Annotated in this window: 18 protein-coding genes; 7 read left to right on the top strand and 11 right to left on the bottom strand. The window is 64.0% G+C overall.

Annotated elements, in window-relative coordinates; genetic code table 11:
• Positions 1-61 precede the first annotated feature (61 nt).
• Positions 62-634: a xanthine phosphoribosyltransferase gene (locus RAC97_RS22655; protein ID WP_375101915.1), complete on the top strand. Its 573-nt coding sequence runs from the start codon at positions 62-64 to the stop codon at positions 632-634.
• Positions 635-741: 107 nt separating this feature from the next.
• On the opposite strand, the gene RAC97_RS22660 is transcribed toward RAC97_RS22655, so the two are convergent.
• The 5 genes from RAC97_RS22660 to dadA form a co-directional block, all read right to left on the bottom strand.
• A complete protein-coding gene (locus tag RAC97_RS22660) occupies positions 742-2,604 on the bottom strand; it encodes an acetyl-CoA hydrolase/transferase C-terminal domain-containing protein (RefSeq protein ID WP_375101914.1) in 1,863 nt (620 codons plus the stop codon).
• Positions 2,605-2,826: 222 nt separating this feature from the next.
• On the bottom strand, positions 2,827-3,231 hold the full coding sequence (locus tag RAC97_RS22665) for a c-type cytochrome (protein ID WP_375101928.1): 405 nt from the start codon (positions 3,229-3,231) through the stop codon (positions 2,827-2,829).
• Between the two features lie 153 nt (positions 3,232-3,384).
• Positions 3,385-3,933: a cupin domain-containing protein gene (locus RAC97_RS22670; protein WP_375101913.1), complete on the bottom strand. Its 549-nt coding sequence runs from the start codon at positions 3,931-3,933 to the stop codon at positions 3,385-3,387.
• A 109-nt stretch (positions 3,934-4,042) separates the two neighbouring features.
• Positions 4,043-5,116, bottom strand: a complete 1,074-nt coding sequence (alr, locus tag RAC97_RS22675; RefSeq protein WP_375101912.1) for an alanine racemase — start codon at positions 5,114-5,116, stop codon at positions 4,043-4,045.
• Between the two features lie 130 nt (positions 5,117-5,246).
• Positions 5,247-6,548, bottom strand: coding sequence for a D-amino acid dehydrogenase (dadA, locus tag RAC97_RS22680; RefSeq protein ID WP_375101911.1), 1,302 nt, complete (start codon positions 6,546-6,548; stop codon positions 5,247-5,249).
• 155 nt (positions 6,549-6,703) lie between these two features.
• Between dadA and dadR the strand changes: the two genes are divergently transcribed.
• Positions 6,704-7,192: a transcriptional regulator DadR gene (dadR, locus tag RAC97_RS22685; RefSeq protein WP_039581953.1), complete on the top strand. Its 489-nt coding sequence runs from the start codon at positions 6,704-6,706 to the stop codon at positions 7,190-7,192.
• Between the two features lie 3 nt (positions 7,193-7,195).
• On the opposite strand, the gene RAC97_RS22690 is transcribed toward dadR, so the two are convergent.
• Entirely contained in the window at positions 7,196-7,549 is a 354-nt protein-coding gene (locus RAC97_RS22690) for a YkgJ family cysteine cluster protein (protein WP_375101910.1), read from the bottom strand.
• 224 nt (positions 7,550-7,773) lie between these two features.
• On the opposite strand from RAC97_RS22690, the gene RAC97_RS22695 reads away from it, so the two are divergent.
• Positions 7,774-9,066, top strand: coding sequence for an NAD(P)/FAD-dependent oxidoreductase (locus tag RAC97_RS22695; RefSeq protein WP_375101909.1), 1,293 nt, complete (start codon positions 7,774-7,776; stop codon positions 9,064-9,066).
• Between the two features lie 15 nt (positions 9,067-9,081).
• Here the strand turns inward: RAC97_RS22695 and RAC97_RS22700 are convergent, their stop codons facing one another.
• On the bottom strand, positions 9,082-9,312 hold the full coding sequence (locus RAC97_RS22700) for a DUF1127 domain-containing protein (RefSeq protein ID WP_375101908.1): 231 nt from the start codon (positions 9,310-9,312) through the stop codon (positions 9,082-9,084).
• 176 nt (positions 9,313-9,488) lie between these two features.
• Here RAC97_RS22700 and RAC97_RS22705 point away from each other — a divergent pair, with 176 nt between their 5' ends.
• Positions 9,489-10,919, top strand: coding sequence for a PLP-dependent aminotransferase family protein (locus RAC97_RS22705; protein ID WP_375101907.1), 1,431 nt, complete (start codon positions 9,489-9,491; stop codon positions 10,917-10,919).
• A gap of 58 nt (positions 10,920-10,977) precedes the next feature.
• Entirely contained in the window at positions 10,978-12,534 is a 1,557-nt protein-coding gene (locus RAC97_RS22710; protein WP_375101906.1) for a phospholipase D family protein, read from the top strand.
• 4 nt (positions 12,535-12,538) lie between these two features.
• Here the strand turns inward: RAC97_RS22710 and RAC97_RS22715 are convergent, their stop codons facing one another.
• Entirely contained in the window at positions 12,539-13,678 is a 1,140-nt protein-coding gene (locus RAC97_RS22715; protein WP_375101905.1) for an MFS transporter, read from the bottom strand.
• A 110-nt stretch (positions 13,679-13,788) separates the two neighbouring features.
• Positions 13,789-15,282: an aldehyde dehydrogenase gene (locus RAC97_RS22720; protein ID WP_375101904.1), complete on the bottom strand. Its 1,494-nt coding sequence runs from the start codon at positions 15,280-15,282 to the stop codon at positions 13,789-13,791.
• 194 nt (positions 15,283-15,476) lie between these two features.
• On the opposite strand from RAC97_RS22720, the gene RAC97_RS22725 reads away from it, so the two are divergent.
• Positions 15,477-15,836, top strand: coding sequence for a cupin domain-containing protein (locus RAC97_RS22725; RefSeq protein WP_375101903.1), 360 nt, complete (start codon positions 15,477-15,479; stop codon positions 15,834-15,836).
• A 130-nt stretch (positions 15,837-15,966) separates the two neighbouring features.
• Here the strand turns inward: RAC97_RS22725 and rpmG are convergent, their stop codons facing one another.
• Together rpmG and rpmB are read right to left on the bottom strand one after the other, a co-directional pair.
• A complete protein-coding gene (rpmG, locus tag RAC97_RS22730) occupies positions 15,967-16,122 on the bottom strand; it encodes a 50S ribosomal protein L33 (RefSeq protein ID WP_012703270.1) in 156 nt (51 codons plus the stop codon).
• Positions 16,123-16,133: 11 nt separating this feature from the next.
• Positions 16,134-16,370, bottom strand: coding sequence for a 50S ribosomal protein L28 (gene rpmB / locus RAC97_RS22735; RefSeq protein WP_008091535.1), 237 nt, complete (start codon positions 16,368-16,370; stop codon positions 16,134-16,136).
• Positions 16,371-16,738: 368 nt separating this feature from the next.
• Between rpmB and RAC97_RS22740 the strand changes: the two genes are divergently transcribed.
• Complete coding sequence (locus tag RAC97_RS22740; protein WP_375101902.1) at positions 16,739-18,328, top strand: ABC transporter substrate-binding protein; 1,590 nt, start codon at positions 16,739-16,741, stop codon at positions 18,326-18,328.
• Positions 18,329-18,350: the final 22 nt, after the last annotated feature.

Here is an 18,350-nt window from a genome sequence, read left to right on the forward strand (position 1 = left end):
ACCTTAAACTTGGCCACGGTCCAGGACCGTGGCCACCTTTGCTACATCGAGGAATACCATCGTGCAAGCACTGCAGCAGAAGATTCGCGAAGAAGGCATCGTGCTTTCCGACCAGGTTCTCAAAGTCGACGCGTTTCTCAACCACCAGATCGACCCGGCGCTGATGCAGCTGATCGGTGACGAGTTCGCCCGCTTGTTCGCCGACTCCGGCGTGACCAAGATCGTCACCATCGAGGCGTCGGGTATCGCGCCGGCGGTGATGACCGGCTTGAAGCTGGGCGTGCCGGTGATTTTCGCGCGCAAGCATCAGTCGCTGACCCTGACCGAGAACCTGCTGACCGCCTCGGTGTATTCCTTCACCAAGCAGACCGAGAACACCGTGGCCGTCTCGCCGCGCCACCTCAACAGCAGCGACCGGGTGCTGGTGATCGACGATTTCCTGGCCAATGGCAAGGCGTCGCAGGCACTGATCTCGATCATCAAGCAGGCCGGTGCCACGGTGGCGGGGCTGGGTATCGTGATCGAGAAGTCGTTCCAGGGCGGGCGTGCCGAACTGGATGCCCAGGGCTATCGGGTCGAGTCGCTGGCGCGGGTGAAGTCGCTGGAAGGTGGTGTGGTGACGTTCATCGAGTAACAGCGCACCGCAGACCCTGTAGGAGCGGGCTTGCCCGCGAAGAAACCACCGCAGTGCATGGCCAGGGCCTCGCCCTGGTTCGCGAGAAGCCCGCTCCTACCGAGGCTTTAGCGGGTGGCCTGCAACCCCGCCACCAGCAGCCGCCGATACAACTCTTCCTTGAGGCTATTGGGCTGCACCAGCCCCATGCGCTCCAGATGCGCCGCGTACCCCTCGTCTTGCGCCGCGTCCAGCGCCGCCTTGCCCAGCCCGAACGCCTCGCTCAGCTTGAACTTGCTCTTGATCCAGTTCAGCGCCCGCAGCAAATCCTTTTCTTCAGCGGTGAAATCACTCCCCAGCGGGTACTCCGGGAACAGCCGCGCATGCCGGGCACGTATCGCCTCCAGCCGCTCGGGGGTATTTTCGGTGAAGCGCGGCGCCAGCGCGAAGTCCAGGGGCAACTTACCGGCCTTCTTGGCCTGGACCAGCAAATCGCCCTGAAAGCGTGAGTCGCTGATGGCCAGCAGGCGCGCAATCACTTCGCTGTCGGTCTGCCCGCGCAGGTCGGCAATGCCGTACTCGGTCACCACGATGTCGCGCAGATGACGGGGAATGGTGCAATGGCCGTATTGCCAGAACAGGTTGGAGCTCACCTCGCCACCGGATTCGCGCCAGCTGCGCAGCAGCAGGATCGAGCGAGCGCCCTCCAGCGCATGGGCCTGGGCGACGAAGTTGTACTGCCCACCGACACCACTGAGCACCCGGCCATCTTCGAGCTGGTCGGCCACCCCGGCGCCGAGCAAGGTCATGCCGAACACCGTGTTGACGAAGCGCGCGTCGCGGCGCTGGCGGCGCTTGAGGGCTTCGTCGCCATACAGTTCGTTTATGAAACTGATGGCGCTCATGGCAAAGCGCTCGCGCTGCTCCAGGGGCATCTCCCGCAGGCGTTGGTAGAAGTCACCGGGGCCAAGGAAGAAACCGCCATGTACCAGCGCACCGTGCTCGTCTGCCGGGCGCCGCACCACGCCGGCTTCGGCCAGCGCCAGCAGGCCGTTGACGAACATCTCGCTGCACCCGTAAAGGCCCTGGGCGAAGGGATCCTGCCCGCCTTCGCGGTCGATCAGCGCCTGCCAGGGCGTGAGGTCGAGTTCGGCCAGCAGTGCACGGTAGCCCTCGTTGTCGCCCTGGCGCGCCAGCAGTGCGGCGGCCACCGCGTCGCCCATGGCGCCAATGCCGACCTGCAAAGTGCCGCCATCGCGCAACAAGGCGCTGGCATGCAGGCCGATGCAGTGGTCCTGGGTAGTGACCGGCATGTTCGGTGTGGAGAACAGACGACGCTGTTCGGGCTCATCGAGCAGCAGGTCGAAGGCCTCGAGCGGCAGTTCGGCATCGCCTGGCATATAGGGCAGTTCGGCGTGCACCTGGCCGAGCAGCAGGATGGTTTCACCCTCGGCGCGGCGTTTTTCTACCATCGGCAGCAGGTCGAGGGTGATGTCGGGGTTGCAGGCCAGGCTCAGGTGGCCGGGGCGCTCCGGCGTGTGCGCCACCAGCTGGGCAATCAGGTTCAGGCCCTTGGCGTTGATGTCGCGGGCGGCATGGCTGTAGTTGCTGCTGACATAGTCCTGCTGCGCCTGGGTGCTGTGCAGCAACGAGCCGGGTTGCAGGAAGAACTGCTCGACGCGGATATTCGGCGGCAGGCTGTCGTTGCGCAGGTCGGCGAGGTAGTCGAGTTCCTCATAGTCGGCGAAGACACGCTCGACGAAGGGCTCGAGGAAGCGCCGTTGCAGGCCCTTGCCCAAGGGTGGGCGGCCAAGGCTCAGTGCGGTGTAGATCGTCAGCTGCCGCTCGGGGGTTTGGCGGATGCGGGCGTAGAGCGCATTGACGAAGGCGTTGGGCTTGCCCAGGCCCAGTGGCAGGCCCATATGGATATGGAGCGGGAGGCGGGCCAAGGCCTGGTCTACGGCCTGGTCGAGGGAACAGCGTTGGGGCATGGGTGGGCTCCTGGGCTTCTCGGCTTGCAGGGGTTATGACCATCAACCTAGCTGATTTGCTGCCTGTACGGCCCTCTTCGCGGGTAAACCCGCTCCCACAGGTATCGCGCCGCTCTCACGGCCAGCAGTGAACCTGTGGGAGCGGGTTTACCCGCGAAGAGGCCGGTACAGACACAAAAAAACCCGCCAGGCAGGGCGGGTTTCTCGGGTGTCAGCCCAGGCTTACAGCCCGGACATCTTCTTGATCGCGTTCTTCAGGTCTTCATCCGAGCAATCGGCGCAGGTGCCTTTGGGCGGCATGGCGTTGATCCCGGTAATGGCCTTGGCCAGGATGCCATCGAGACCGCCCTGGTGGTCGGCGCGCTCTTTCCACGCCGCGGTATCGCCGATCTTCGGCGCGTTCAGCAGGCCAGTGCCATGGCAGGCGTTGCAGTGCTTGGCGATGATCTCGTCGGGGGTCTTGGCACCACCGCCGCCAGCAGTGGCGGCTACTTCCATGCCCTTGCATTCCTGCCCTTGCACGCATACCTGGCCGACCGGCTCAAGGCGCTTGGCAATGTCGTCGTTGGTCGCTGCGTGTGCGTTGAGCGCCCACAGGGCGAATACGGCTGCTGGTACGGCCAGCATCTTCTTGATTTGGTTCACGCGTACACCCTCATGGTGGCTAATCACGCCCGCGGCCACGGTTCGCGAGCGTTGAAAAGTATAGCGGCAACCTGGAAGGCGTGAAACGACCCTACTGGGGAAAGGGGTATTGGCTTCACAATACCCTGAGCTGGATCAAAAATTCGACGGGGTGGCCGCGCTGATCAGCCGGGCAGGCTCTGCGAACGGATTGCGAAAACGGTGCGGTCGGGTGCTCTCGAAGTAGTAGCTGTCGCCAGCTTCAAGGATGAAGGTTTCGGCGCCGACCACCAGTTCCAGGCGGCCTTCCAGCAGAATCCCGGTTTCCTCGCCATCGTGGGTGAGCATTTCCTCACCGGTATCGGCGCCCGGTGGGTACACCTCGTTGAGGAAGGCAATGGCGCGGTTGGGGTGCGACTTGCCCACCAGCTTCATGGTCACTGCGCCGTCGGAAATGTCGATCAACTCGTGGGCCTTGTACACCACCTGGGTAGGGCTTTGCGGCTCCAGTTCGACGGAAAAGAACTCGACCATCGACATGGGAATGCCACTGAGCACCTTGCGCAGGGAGCTGATCGACGGGCTCACGCTGTTCTTCTCGATCATCGAAATGGTGCTGTTGGTCACCCCCGCGCGCTTGGCGAGTTCGCGCTGGGACAGGCCCTTGAGCTTGCGGATGGCTTGAAGTCGTTCGCCGACGTCCAAAGCGTGAGCCTCCTGAAACGGTCGAGGTGGGGTCGAATGTGAACGATATGATGGCAACGCCGTTCAGTATTTACAACACGCGAGGCCCCAGCCCGTCCGCTTTGGCGGCCTATGCGCCGTAATAATCCAGCGGGACGCGCTTGAGGTTGCAGAACAGCTGGTAGGGGATGGTGCCGGCGTGCTGCGCTACGTCGCTGGCCAGGACCTGCTTGCCCCATAGCTCCACCGGGCTGCCGATCGTGGCTTCGGGGACGTCGGTCAGGTCGATGCAGAGCATGTCCATCGACACCCGACCAATCAAGCGGGTGCGCTTGCCAGCGACCACCACCGGGGTGCCCGTAGGCGCATGGCGCGGGTAGCCATCGGCGTAGCCCATGGCGACCACACCAACCCGGGTCGGTTGGCTGCTGGTGAACTTGCCGCCATAGCCCACCGGCTCGCCAGCCGGCAGTTCACGCAGGCTGATGATGCGCGATTGCAGGGTCATTACCGGCTGCAGGCGCGCGGCCTGGGCCTGCTCGACCTCGAACGGTGTGGCGCCGTACAGCATGATGCCCGGCCGCGCCCAGTTGCCGGCGACCTGTGGCCAGGCCAGCACGCCGGGGGAGTTGCACAGGCTGACTTCGGCAGCCAGGCCCTGGCGTGCTGCGTCGAACACCGCAACCTGCTGCTCGGTGGTGGCAGCATCCAACTCGTCGGCGCGGGCGAAGTGGCTCATCAGCACGATACGCGCGACCTTGCCGCTTGCCAGCAGGCGCTGGTAGGCATGCTGGTAGTCCTTGGGGTGCAGGCCGACGCGATGCATGCCGCTGTCGAGCTTGAGCCAGATGTTCACCGGCTTGTGCATCGCCGTCTGCTCGATGGCTTCCAGTTGCCACAGTGAATGCACCACGCACCACAGGTCGTGCTCGGCGATCAGCGCCAGTTCGCTGGCCTCGAAAAAGCCCTCGAGCAGCAGCACCGGGGCCTTGATGCCAGCGGCACGCAGCTCCAGGGCTTCCTCGATGCACGCCACCGCGAAACCATCGGCCTCGACCTCCAGGGCCAGGGCGCAACGCACCGCGCCATGGCCATAGGCGTCGGCCTTGACCACGGCCAGGGCCTTGGCCCCGCTCAGCTCGCGGGCCAGACGGTAGTTGTGACGGAGGGCTTGGAGGTCGATCAGGGCACGGGCGGGACGCATGGGGCAGCCTTCTGGCGGTTCTGTTGCATGACGATGGAGCGGTGGTGAATTCTTCGCGGGTAAACCCGCTCCCACAGGTACAGTGCCGCTTGTGGGAGCGGGTTTACCCGCGAAGAGGCCACCCGAGATTTCACTGGTGGGCCGGCGCCGGGTGTCCATGCCTGGCCGCCTCGCGGTTGCCACCATAACGGAAGATATCCAGCCCTTCGGCGCTGATCTGCGGCTTCTTGCGCGCGATCAGGTCAGCCAGCAAGCGCCCGGAGCCACATGCCATGGTCCAGCCCAGGGTGCCGTGGCCTGTGTTGAGGAACAGGTTGCGGAACGCAGTGGCGCCGACGATGGGCGTGCCATCCGGGGTAGCCGGGCGCAGGCCGGTCCAGAAGCTCGCCTGGCCCAGGTCGCCGCCGTGAGGATAAAGGTCGTTGACGATCATCTCCAGCGTTTCGCGCCGACGCGGGTTCAGCGACAGGTCGAAACCGGCGATTTCGGCCATACCGCCCACACGGATGCGCTTGTCGAAGCGGGTGATGGCGACCTTGTAGGTTTCGTCCAGGATGGTCGAGGTCGGCGCCATGTCGGCGTTGGTGATCGGCACGGTCAGCGAGTAGCCCTTGAGCGGATACACCGGCGCCTTGATGCCCAGTGGCTTGAGCAATTGCGGCGAGTAGCTGCCCAAGGCCAGCACGTAGCGGTCGGCGGTTTCCAGCTTGCCATCGACCCATACGCCGTTGATGCGGTCACCCGCGAAGTCCAGACGCTGGATGTCCTGGCCGAAGCGGAACTCCACGCCCAGCTTGATGGCCATCTCGGCCAGTTGGGTGGTGAACAGCTGGCAGTCGCCGGTCTGGTCGTTGGGCAGGCGCAGGGCACCGGCGAGGATGTGCCTGGCACCGGCCAAGGCCGGTTCGGCACGGGCGATACCGTCGCGGTCGAGCAACTCGTAGGGCACGCCGGACTGCTCCAGCACGGCGATGTCCTTCGCCGCGGCGTCCACCTGGGCCTGGGTACGGAACAATTGGGTGGTGCCCAAGGTGCGGGCCTCATAGGCAATGCCCGTTTCGGCGCGCAGCTCGTCGAGGCAGTCGCGGCTGTACTCGGACAGCCGCACCATACGCTCCTTGTTCACCGCGTAGCGGTTGGCCGTGCAGTTGCGCAGCATCTGCGCCATCCACAGGTATTGGTCGACATCCCCGGTGAGCTTGATGGCCAGCGGCGCGTGGCGCTCGAGCAGCCACTTGATTGCCTTCAGCGGCACGCCCGGTGCGGCCCAGGGCGAGGCGTAGCCGGGCGAGATCTGGCCGGCGTTGGCGAAACTGGTTTCCATCGCCACCGCGGGCTGGCGGTCGACCACCGTCACTTCGAAACCTTGCCGGGCCAGGTAATAGGCACTGGCGGTTCCGATCACACCGCTACCAAGTACCAGAACTCGCATCGTCTATTCCTCGCACGCGGCGCGCCGCAGTGTTTTGTCTGAAAGGCATGGATGCGCGCAGTATATGAACTACCGCGCAGTGCTATTCACTATATAAACGCCTATATTTGGCGAGAATTCTTGGCAAGAACGCCTTTGACGGAGGGGCATCCCCTATGAGAACCCAGCACCAGAGCAAACGTGAGCTGGACAAGATCGACCGTAACATCCTGCGCATCCTGCAGAGCGACGGACGCATCTCTTTCACCGAGCTGGGCGAGAAGGTCGGGCTTTCCACCACCCCTTGCACCGAGCGCGTACGCCGGCTGGAGCGCGAGGGCATCATCATGGGCTACAACGCTCGCCTCAACCCGCAACACCTCAAGGGTAGCCTGCTGGTGTTCGTCGAGATCAGCCTGGACTACAAGTCCGGCGATACCTTCGAGGAGTTCCGCCGCGCGGTGCTCAAGCTGCCCCATGTGCTGGAGTGTCACCTTGTATCCGGCGACTTCGACTACCTGGTGAAGGCTCGCATTTCCGAAATGGCCTCCTACCGGAAGCTGCTGGGCGACATCCTGCTCAAGCTGCCCCATGTGCGCGAGTCGAAGAGCTACATCGTCATGGAAGAAGTGAAGGAGAGCCTTTGCCTGCCGATTCCCGATTGACCCTCAGACCAGCACCTGGCGCGTGGTCGCAATGAAGTGATGCACCAGTCGCTCGGCTTCGGGCTCGAGCTTCTGCGCAGGGCCCCGCCCCCGTGGGCAAGGCAGCCGCTCGGTGGTACCGAACAGGCGGCAAATCATCGGTCGCTCCTCATACACCGTGCAGCCTTGCGGGCCGAGGTGTACGCAGTCCAGGCGCTGTAGCGCGGCGTCCTGCTCGGCCTGGGTCTTGCGCGGCAGGCGGGCCATCTCTTCGCTGGAGGTGGTGACCGGGCCGCAGCAATCGTGGCAGCCCGGCTCGCACTCGAACGAGGGGATGAGTTCGCGCAGGAAATGGATCTTGTGGCGGTTGCAGGACATGGGCGTTGAGTGTCTTCAAAAGATGCGACGAATTATAGGCCGCTTACGCACCTGTAGGCGCGGGCTTGCCCGCGCACCCGGGCAAAGCCCTGGCCATGCACCGCGGTGTCTGATTCGCGGGCAAGCCCCCTCCAACCTGCACGAACGGGCTTGCCCTCGCCGGTTGCCCAACCGCGAAACCGCGGCTTATCCTCGACCCTCCCCAGCATTCCAAGGCCTTCGAGATGATCCACAGCGTGCAGCACGCCGCCTCCTACTACGCCGCCAGCAGCGCGCCACACCCGGACCACCCGTTCCTGCAAGGCGAACACAGCGCCGATGTGTGCATCGTCGGCGGTGGCTACTCTGGCCTGAACACTGCCATCGAACTGGCCGAGCGCGGTTTCTCGGTGATTCTGCTGGAAGCCCGCAAACTCGGCTGGGGCGCCAGCGGGCGCAATGGCGGACAGCTGATTCGCGGGGTCGGCCATGACGTCGAACGCTTCCTGCCGGTGCTGGGCGAGGAAGGCGTGCGCAGCCTCAAGCTGATGGGCCTGGAAGCAGTGGACATCGTCCGCGAGCGTATCGAACGCCATGCCATCGACTGCGACCTGACCTGGGGCTACTGCGACCTGGCCAACAAGCCCGCCGAGCTGGCCGGCTTCGCCGAGGATGCCGAGGAACTGCGCAGCCTGGGCTACCGCCACGAGCTGCGGCTGGTGCAGCCCGGCGAGATACACAGCGTAGTGGGCTCCGACCGCTATGTCGGCGGCCTGGTCGACATGGGCTCTGGCCACCTGCACCCGCTCAACCTGGCGCTCGGCGAAGCCGCCGCCGCCAGCCGTCTAGGCGTGCATCTGTACGAACAATCGGAAGTCACCCGTATCGACTACGGCACTGAAGTGACGGTGCATACGGCTCAAGGCCAGGTCCGCGCCAAAACCCTCGTGCTGTGCTGCAACGCCTACCACAACGGCCTCAACTCCGAGTTGGGCGGCAAGGTGCTGCCCGCCGGCAGCTACATCATCGCCACCGAACCCTTGGGCGAGGAACGTGCACGCCAACTGCTGCCGCAGAACATGGCGGTGTGCGACCAGCGCGTGGCGCTGGACTACTACCGGCTATCCGCAGACGGACGCCTGCTGTTCGGCGGCGCCTGCCACTATTCCGGGCGCGACCCGAAGGACATCGCCGCCTATATGCAGCCGAAGATGCTCAAGGTATTCCCCCAACTGGCCGACGTGCGCATCGACTACCAATGGGGCGGCATGATCGGCATCGGCGCCAACCGCCTGCCGCAGATCGGCCGCCTGGCCAGCCAGCCGAACGTCTACTACGCCCAGGCCTACTCGGGCCACGGGGTCAACGCCACGCACCTGGCAGCACGCCTGCTGGGCGAGGCCATCAGCGGCCAGCACAGCGGGCGTTTCGACCTGTTCGCCAAGGTGCCCCATGTGACGTTCCCCGGCGGGCGGCACTTGCGCTCGCCGCTGTTGGCGCTGGGGATGCTGTGGCACCGGCTCAAGGAACTGGTCTGAAGCGGAGCCCGCTGCTCAGCCCCGCCAGAACGGCTTGCGGCCTTCGGCAACGGCTTGCTGTCGACTGAAGCCGATATCCAGCAGTTGCTCATCGCTGAGCACCAGCAAGGCCCTGCGCGTACGCCAGCGATGCAGCATCAGCCCGATGCGACCCAGGCCCTGCAGGCCGCTGTAGACCTTCAGGCGTTGGCTGGCCTCCAGTTCCTTGGCCAACAGTTGCAGGCGCACATCGCTAAAACCGTTCATTGCAGCATCCTCCACATCACTTGAAAGCGTGTGGACAGCATGCGCTTGAGCACACAATATGATACAGATTCAAAAAGGCGTTTTTATTCCCATACAGAATTGGCGTCTACGCAGCTGAATGAAGTATTTTCCCGCAATCTGTACTGGTAATTCCCCCCGAAATTTAGGAGTACGCCGTGACTCTGTACGTCAACCTGGCCGAAATGCTCAGCGCTCGTATCGAACAAGGCCTATACCGCCCCGGCCAGCGCCTGCCTTCGGTGCGGGCATTGAGCGATGAACACGGTGTCAGCCTGAGCACGGTCCAGCAGGCCTACCGCCTGCTGGAGGACAACGGCCTGGTGGCGCCACGGCCAAAATCCGGCTATTTCGTCACCGACCGCCGAGGCGGGCCCGCATTGCCGGTCGTCAGCAAGCCTGCCCAGCGGCCTGTGGATATCTCACAGTGGGAACAGGTGCTGGAACTGGTACGCAGCACCCCACGTCCCGACGTGATCCAGCTGGGCCGCGGCATGCCCGATATCGATAGCCCCTCGCTCAAGCCACTGCTGCGCAGCCTCGCCCAGCTCAGTCGGCGCCTGGACATGCCCGGCCTGTACTACGACAACATCCACGGCAACGAAGCCCTGCGCGTGCAGATCGCCCGGCTGGTGGTCGACTCCGGCTGCAACCTGGGGCCTGCCGACCTGGTGGTGACCACCGGTTGCCACGAGGCACTGTCCACCAGCATCCGCGCGGTGTGCCAGCCTGGCGATATCGTCGCGGTGGACTCGCCCAGCTTCCACGGCGCCATGCAGACCCTCAAGGGCCTGGGCATGAAGGCGCTGGAGATTCCCACCGACCCACTCACCGGCCTGAGCCTGGAGGCGCTGGAACTGGCCCTGGAGCAATGGCCGATCAAGCTCATCCAGATCACCCCCAGCTGCAACAACCCCTTGGGCTACATCATGCCCGAGGCGCGCAAGAAGGCCCTGCTGACCTTGGCCCAGCGCTACGACGTGGCGATTCTCGAGGACGACGTGTACGGCGACCTGGCCTACACCTACCCTCGCCCGCGCACGATCAAGTCGTTCGACGAGGATGGTCGCGTGCTGCTGTGCAGTTCGTTCTCCAAGACCCTCGCCCCCGGCCTGCGGGTGGGCTGGGTAGCGCCGGGACGCTACTTGGAGCGGGTGCTGCACATGAAATACATCAGCACCGGCAGCACCGCCTGCCAGCCGCAGCTGGCGATTGCCGATTTCATCGCCGAAGGTCACTACCAACCCCACGTGCGGCGCATGCGCGCTCAGTACCAGCGCGCCCGTGACCAGATGATCGACTGGGTGACCCGCTACTTTCCGCCAGGCACCCGCGCCAGCCGCCCCCAAGGTGGCTTCATGCTGTGGATAGAGCTGCCGGAAAGTTTCGATACATTGCGTCTGAACCGCGCTTTACTGGAGCAAGGCGTACAGATTGCCGTGGGTAGTATCTTCTCGGCGTCGGGCAAGTACCGACACTGCCTGCGCATGAACTTCGCCGCACGGGCAACCCCCGAGATAGAGGCAGCGGTGCGCAAGGTCGGGGAAACCGCCCTTCGTCTACTGGAAGAGGACGCACCCACCGAGTAACTTTGCGCACCTCTCGATGGTCCAACCCACAGGCCCCTGCCGTACAGGACGATCTTCCTTGAGACTCCAGCGAGTTCTGCCCCTCTCGCTGGCGCTGTTGCTCGGCCTTTCAGGCTGCGCCAGCGTCAGCACGCCGCGCGAAACCAGCCAGGCACTGCCTGCCAACCAATCGTCGTTCGGCCGCTCGGTGCTGCGCCAGGCCGCGCCCTACGAGGGCCGTTCGGGTTTTCGCCTGCTACCCAACAGCAACGAGGCGTTCCGCGCCCGTGCCGAACTGATCCGCAATGCCCAAGCAAGCATCGACCTGCAGTACTACATCGTCCACGACGGCTTGAGCACCCGCGCACTGGTGCATGAGCTGCTGCGTGCCGCCGACCGCGGCGTGCGGGTGCGCATTCTGCTGGACGACACCACCAGCGATGGCCTGGACACCATGATCGGTACCCTCGCCGCGCACCCGAACATCCACATCCGCGTGTTCAACCCGCTGCACCTTGGACGCAGCACTGGCATCACCCGCGCGGTGGGGCGTCTGTTCAACCTGTCGCTGCAACATCGACGCATGCACAACAAGCTGTTCCTGGTAGACAACAGCATGGCCATCGTCGGCGGGCGCAACCTGGGCGATGAATACTTCGACGCCGAGCCAAACCTCAACTTCACCGACATCGACCTGCTGGGTGTGGGACCGGTGGCCGAGCACCTGGGCCACAGTTTCGACCAGTACTGGAACAGCGCGCTGAGCCGGCCGATCGGCGACTTCCTCTGGCATCAGCCGGACGCCGCCGCCCTGCGCGCCAGCCGCCAGCGCCTGGAGGTGTGGCTGGCCGAGTCGCGCACCGAACGCAAGGCCCTGTATGACCGCCTGATGGCCTATCAGGTGACGCCGCGCCTGGATGTGTGGCGCAACGAATTGATCTGGGCCCACAGCCAAGCGTTGTGGGACGCGCCCAGCAAGGTTCTGGCGCGCGGTGAGCCCGACCCACAGTTGCTGATGACCCAACAACTGGCGCCAGACCTGAACAACGTGCATCGCGAGCTGATTCTGGTGTCGGCGTACTTCGTGCCTGGCGAGCCGGGCCTCTTGTACCTGACCAGCCGCGCCGACGCCGGCGCCTCGGTCAAGCTGCTGACCAACTCGCTGGAGGCCACCGACGTGCCGGCGGTGCACGGCGGCTACGCGCCCTATCGACGCGCCCTGCTCGAACATGGCGTGCAGCTGTTCGAGCTGCGCCGCCAGCCCGGCGACCCGAGCGCCTCGCGCGGCCTGAGCTTCCACGGCAGCTCGAACTCCAGTTTGCACAGCAAGGCTATTGTCTTCGACCGGCGCAAGACCTTTATCGGCTCGTTCAATTTCGACCCGCGCTCGGTGTTGTGGAACACCGAGGTGGGAGTCATGGTGGACAGCCCGGAACTGGCCGAATACACCCGCGAGCTTGCGTTGCAGGGCATGGCCCCGGCGCTGAGCTACCAGCCCAAGCTGGTAGACGGCAAGCTGGTGTGGGAGACCGAGGACAACGGCCAGGTGCATACACTGGATTCCGAACCTGGTGGCGTGTGGCGACGGTTCAATGCCTGGATCGCCAAGGCGGTTGGGCTGGAGCGGATGCTCTAGCCACTCAGGCAGACGCAGGCTCGAAGGCACCCTTGCGTCGGGTCAGCAACACCAGCCCCGCCGCGCCCGCAGCCATGATCAGCGGCAGCGCATGCCCGCTTATCCACTGGCTTCCGGCGCCCGCCAGCAGCGGCCCTAACAGGCAACCGATGCCCCACAGCTGCGCCACGTGGGCATTGGCGCGCACCAGCGCATCGTCGCGATAACGCTCGCCGATCAATACCAGCGACAAGGTGAACAACCCACCCGCACTGGCGCCGAACAGTATCCACAACGGCCAGATCACCGGGGTGTGCAGCAACACTGGAATGACCAGGCTCGAGGCCAGTAATGCCAATGCACAACCGCTGAACAGGGTGCGCCGCGACATGCGGTCGGCCAACGCCCCGATCGGCAGCTGCAATACCGCATCGCCCACCACCACGGTGCTGACCATGAACAACGCCACCTCGGTGGTAAACCCCTGTTGCAGGCAGTACACCGGCAACAACGTAAGAATCATCGCCTCGAACGCGGCGAACAGGGCAATCGCCCAGGCGATCACCGGCAGGCGCCGGCAGAAGGCGAACAGGTCGCGGAACGTCACGCTGCAAGCTTCGGTGCTCGGCGCACCGCCTCGCCCCAGCAGCAATAATGGCGCCAGCACCAGCAGCGTGGTGGCGGCCCAGAAGCCGAAATCGTCATCTGAACCCAGCAGGCCCAGCACCAAGGGCCCGGCCAGCTGGCTCAGGGCGTAGCTGCTGCCATACAAGGCCACCAGGCGGCCGCGCCACTGCTCTATTACCAGTTGGTTGATCCAGCTTTCTCCGAGGATGAACACCACCGTCAGCGACATGCCGATCATCAACCGCAGCAGCAACCACAGCGGGTAGCTGGGCAACAGCGCGACGAGGCCAATGGACAGTGCGCCGCCCCACAAGCAAAGGCGCATTGCCGATGGCACGCCGACCCAGCCGGCCAGGCGGCTGGCCAGGCTGGCGCCCGCCAGCACGCCGATAGCAGGCATAGCGGCCATCACCCCAATGGCGAACCCACCGTAGCCCCAGCCTTCCAGGCGCAGGGATACCAGCGGCATGCTCACACCGAGCGCCAGCCCGACACTGAGTACTGCCGCCAGTACGGCGAAGTAGGTTCCCCAACGCATCGGGTTTCTCCTGAAAAATTTCCTGTGCTTCATTCGCAGGCAAGCCCGCTCCTGCAGGTAACGCACTTTACCTGCAGGAGCGGGCTTGCCTGCGAATAGGCCTTAGCGACTTACAGCTTGATCCAGGTCGCCTTCAGCTCGGTGTACTTCTCCAGTGCATGCAGCGACTTGTCACGGCCGTTGCCCGACTGCTTGAAGCCGCCGAACGGCGCGGTCATGTCGCCGCCGTCGTACTGGTTGACCCACACGCTGCCAGCGCGCACGGCACGGGCGGTCTTGTGGGCCTTGCTGATGTCCGACGTCCAGATCCCGGCAGCCAGGCCATAGGGGGTGTCGTTGGCGATGGCGATGGCTTCCTCGGCGGTGTCGAAGGCGATCACCGACAGCACTGGGCCGAAGATTTCTTCCTGGGCGATCTTCATGGCATTGGTCACGCCGTCGAAGATGGTCGGCTCCACGTAGGTGCCACCGGTTTCTTCCAGGGTGCGCTTGCCGCCGGCCAGCAGCTTGGCGCCGTCCTTGTGGCCGGCTTCGATGTACGACAGCACGGTGTTCATCTGCTGGGTGTCCACCAGCGCACCCACGGTAGTCGCCGGGTCCAGCGGGTTGCCTGGTTTCCAGCCCTTGAGCGCTTCCACGACCATCGGCAGGAACCGGTCCTTGATCGAACGCTCAACCAGCAGGCGCGAACCTGCCGTGCACACCTCGCCCTGGTTGAAGGCAATGGCGCTGGCGGCGGCTTCAGCGGCGGCCTTGAGGTCAGGCGCGTCGGCGAAGACGATGTTCGGGCTCTTGCCACCAGCCTCCAGCCAGATTCGCTTCATGTTCGATTCGCCCGCATACACCATCAACTGCTTGGCGATCTTGGTCGAGCCGGTGAACACCAGGGTGTCGACGTCCATGTGCAGCGCCAGGGCCTTGCCGACGGTGTGGCCATAGCCTGGCAGCACGTTCAGCACACCGGCCGGAATGCCGGCCTCGATGGCCAGTTGGGCAATACGGATGGCAGTCAGCGGCGACTTTTCAGACGGCTTGAGCACCACCGAGTTACCGGTGGCCAGGGCCGGGCCAAGTTTCCAGCAGGCCATCAGCAGTGGGAAGTTCCAAGGTACGATGGCGCCGACCACGCCCACCGGCTCACGGGTAACCAGGCCGAGTTGATCGTGCGGGGTTGGGGCGACCTCGTCATAGACCTTGTCGATGGCTTCGGCAGTCCAGTGGATGGCTTGCGCCGCGCCGGGGATGTCGATGGTCGAGGAGTCGCCGATCGGCTTGCCCATGTCCAGGGTTTCCAACAGCGCCAGCTCTTCGACATGCTTGCGCAGCAGGTCGGCGAAGCGGATCAGCTTGGCCTTGCGCTTGCCCGGGGCCAGTTGCGACCAGACGCCGGAATCGAAGGTGGCGCGCGCGTTTTCCACGGCGCGGTTGGCGTCGGCCAGATCGCAGCTGGCGACCTTGGCCAGGAAGCGTCCGTCGACCGGGCTCAGGCATTCGAAGGTTTCACCGGAAACGGCATCGGTATATTCGCCATTGATGAAGGCACGTCCTTCGATCTTCAATTGCTGGGCACGTTGTTCCCAATCGGCACGCGTCAGGGTGGTCATACGAAGACTCCTCTCTTGTTTAGGTGCAGCGCCGCACTGAGGACTCACAGGCGCTGTCGAAAATTCGGCTTGGGCGACGGGCCCACAGGTATTCGCCACCCTAAACCAGGCCGGGCAAACTATCAATATATTTGACACGAAAGGCCTAAAAGCCTACTGATGTGCATTTTATTAAACAATCACGAGGCCATACCATGAGCATCGCCAGCATCATCGACTTCGCCCAGGTCCTCACCGAGGCCGAGCGCTACCGACCTGCCGCCGAGAAGATCCTCAAGGGCGAACCTGACCAGGCTGTCTATAACCACTATTCCAGCCCGTGCGAGCAGTTCGCGGCGGGCGTCTGGGAAGGGGAAGTGGGGCAATGGAAGGTGAACTACACCGAGCATGAGTACTGCGAGATCGTCCAGGGGGTCTCGGTATTGCGCGATGGGGAAGGCAATGCCAAGACCTTGCGGGCAGGCGACCGATTCGTGATCCCGGCCGGCTTCCAGGGTACCTGGGAGGTGCTGGAGCCGTGCCGCAAGATCTACGTGCTGTTCGAGCAGAAGTAACAGACTGCCCTTGCCGTGAAACTGTAGGAGTGGGTTTGCCCGCGAAAGGGCACGCACAGGCGCCATGAACCTCAGGCATAAAAAAACCCGCATCCAAGAGGATGCGGGTTTTTCTGGTCGCCGGGATCAGTTACTTGATCTTGGCTTCCTTGTAGATCACGTGCTTACGGACGACCGGATCATATTTCTTGATCTCGATCTTGTCCGGGGTGGTGCGCTTGTTCTTGTCGGTGGTGTAGAAGTGGCCGGTGCCGGCACTCGAAACCAGACGGATCAATTCACGCATGATGTTCTCCCTTAGACCTTGGCGCCAGCACGACGGATGTCGACCAGAACGGCATCGATGCCGCGCTTGTCGATGATACGCATGCCTTTGGCGGAAACGCGCAGACGCACGAAACGATTCTCGGACTCAACCCAGAAACGGTGGTGCTGCAGGTTCGGCAGGAAACGACGACGGGTTTTGTTGTTTGCGTGGGAAATGTTGTTCCCGGTTACCGGACCCTTACCGGTAACTTGACAGACTCTCGACATGCCTCAGCCCTCTAAAACCACATGCCCAACCCGGCATGGGTTGGCCGCTTAATCTCTCAGTCTTTGGCGCCAGGCGCCGTAATTCAGGGGGTCTTATCGACCTGCTCGGCTTGTGCGGCAGAGCGAGCCCCTAGAAAAGAGCGCTGCTTTATACCAGAAAGACTCGGCCACAACAACAGAATATGCGTTTGCCGGCAGGCCTGGACGCGCCGGGCCAGCATAGCGACAAGGCCAGCGCGCTGTCGACCGCTCGTCGCCCCAGCACTGAAAAAGAAGGTGGCGAATTCCTGACAGGCGCACTAGGGTAGGACGTTTCCGTTTCCAGACTGCACTGGCAGATGGGCCATCTGACCAGCCGAGGACCCGCCATGCGCGCCGCCGCCCTTTCACTTCTGTTCACCGCGCTGTTCGCCACAGGCATGGCCCAGGCAGCGCCGCTGTCGGTCTGCACCGAGGCGAGCCCCGAAGGCTTCGATGTGGTGCAGTACAACTCGCTGACCACCACCAACGCCTCGGCCGACGTGCTGATGAACCGCCTGGTGGAGTTCGACGCAACGCAAGGCAAGGTGGTCCCCAGCCTGGCACAAAGCTGGACGGTGTCGCCCGACGGCCTGGTCTACGACTTCAGCCTGCGTAGCGACGTGAAGTTCCACACTACGCCCTACTTCAAACCGACCCGCGAGCTGAACGCCGACGATGTGCTGTTCAGCTTCCAGCGCATGCTCTACCCCGCCCACGCCTGGCACAAGACTGCGCCTGGCGGCTATCCCCACGCCCAGTCGCTGCAACTGGGCAGCCTGATCAAGTCGATCGAGGCCCCGACCCCGAACACCGTGCGCTTTACCCTGACCCACGCCGACGCCACCTTCCTGGCCACGCTGAGCATGGGCTTCGCATCGATCTATTCCGCCGAGTACGCCGACAAGCTGCTCAAGGCCGGTACGCCCGAGAAGCTCAACGGCGAACCGGTCGGTACCGGCCCGTTCGTGCTGCAACGTTTCCAGAAGGATGCCGTGGTTCGCTACCGCGCCAACGCTGACTACTTCGCCGGCAAGCCCCAGGTCGACCCACTGATCTACGCCATTACCCCGGATGCCAACGTGCGCTTGCAGAAGCTCAAGCGCGGCGAATGCCAGGTAGCCCTTTCGCCAAAACCGCTGGACATCGCCGAAGCGACCAAGGACAGCAACCTCAAAGCCGCCTCGACGCCTGCCTTCATGACCGCCTTTGTCGCCCTCAACAGCCAGCACCCACCGTTGGACAAGCCCGAGGTACGCCAGGCGATCAACCTGGCCTTCGACAAGCCGGCCTACCTCAAGGCCGTGTTCGAAGGCACCGCCACCGCCGCCAATGGCCCCTACCCGCCCACCACCTGGAGCTTTGCCAAGGAGCTGCCCGGTTACCCCACAGACCTGAAAAGGGCCAAGGCGCTGCTGACCAAGGCCGGCCTGCCAGAGGGCTTCAGCACCACGATCTGGACACGCCCCTCCGGCAGCCTGCTCAACCCCAACCCGAACCTCGGCGCGCAGATGCTTCAGGCGGACCTGGCGAAGGTCGGCATCAAGGCCGAGATCCGCGTCATCGAGTGGGGCGAGCTGATTCGCCGGGCCAAGGCGGGTGAGCATGACTTGCTGTTCATGGGCTGGGCCGGCGACAACGGCGACCCGGACAACTTCCTCAGCCCCCAGTTCTCGTGCGCTGCGGTCAAGTCCGGGACCAACTTCTCACGCGCCTGCGACAGCCGCCTGGACCAGCTGATAAGCGCCGGGCGTACCACCACAGACCAGAGCGTGCGCAGCCGCCTGTACCAGCAGGCCCAGGCTTCGATCCAGCAGCAGGCGCTGTGGCTGCCGCTGGCGCACCCAACCGCTACCACGCTGCTGCGCCAAGGCGTGGAGGGTTACCAGGTGAGCCCGTTCGGGCGGGTGGATTTCAGCAAGGTCTCGGTTAGCCGCTGATTTCGAGGCCAACCTGTACCGC

It is taken from the genome of Pseudomonas sp. LS_2 (assembly GCF_042709235.1).
Classification (GTDB): domain Bacteria; phylum Pseudomonadota; class Gammaproteobacteria; order Pseudomonadales; family Pseudomonadaceae; genus Aquipseudomonas.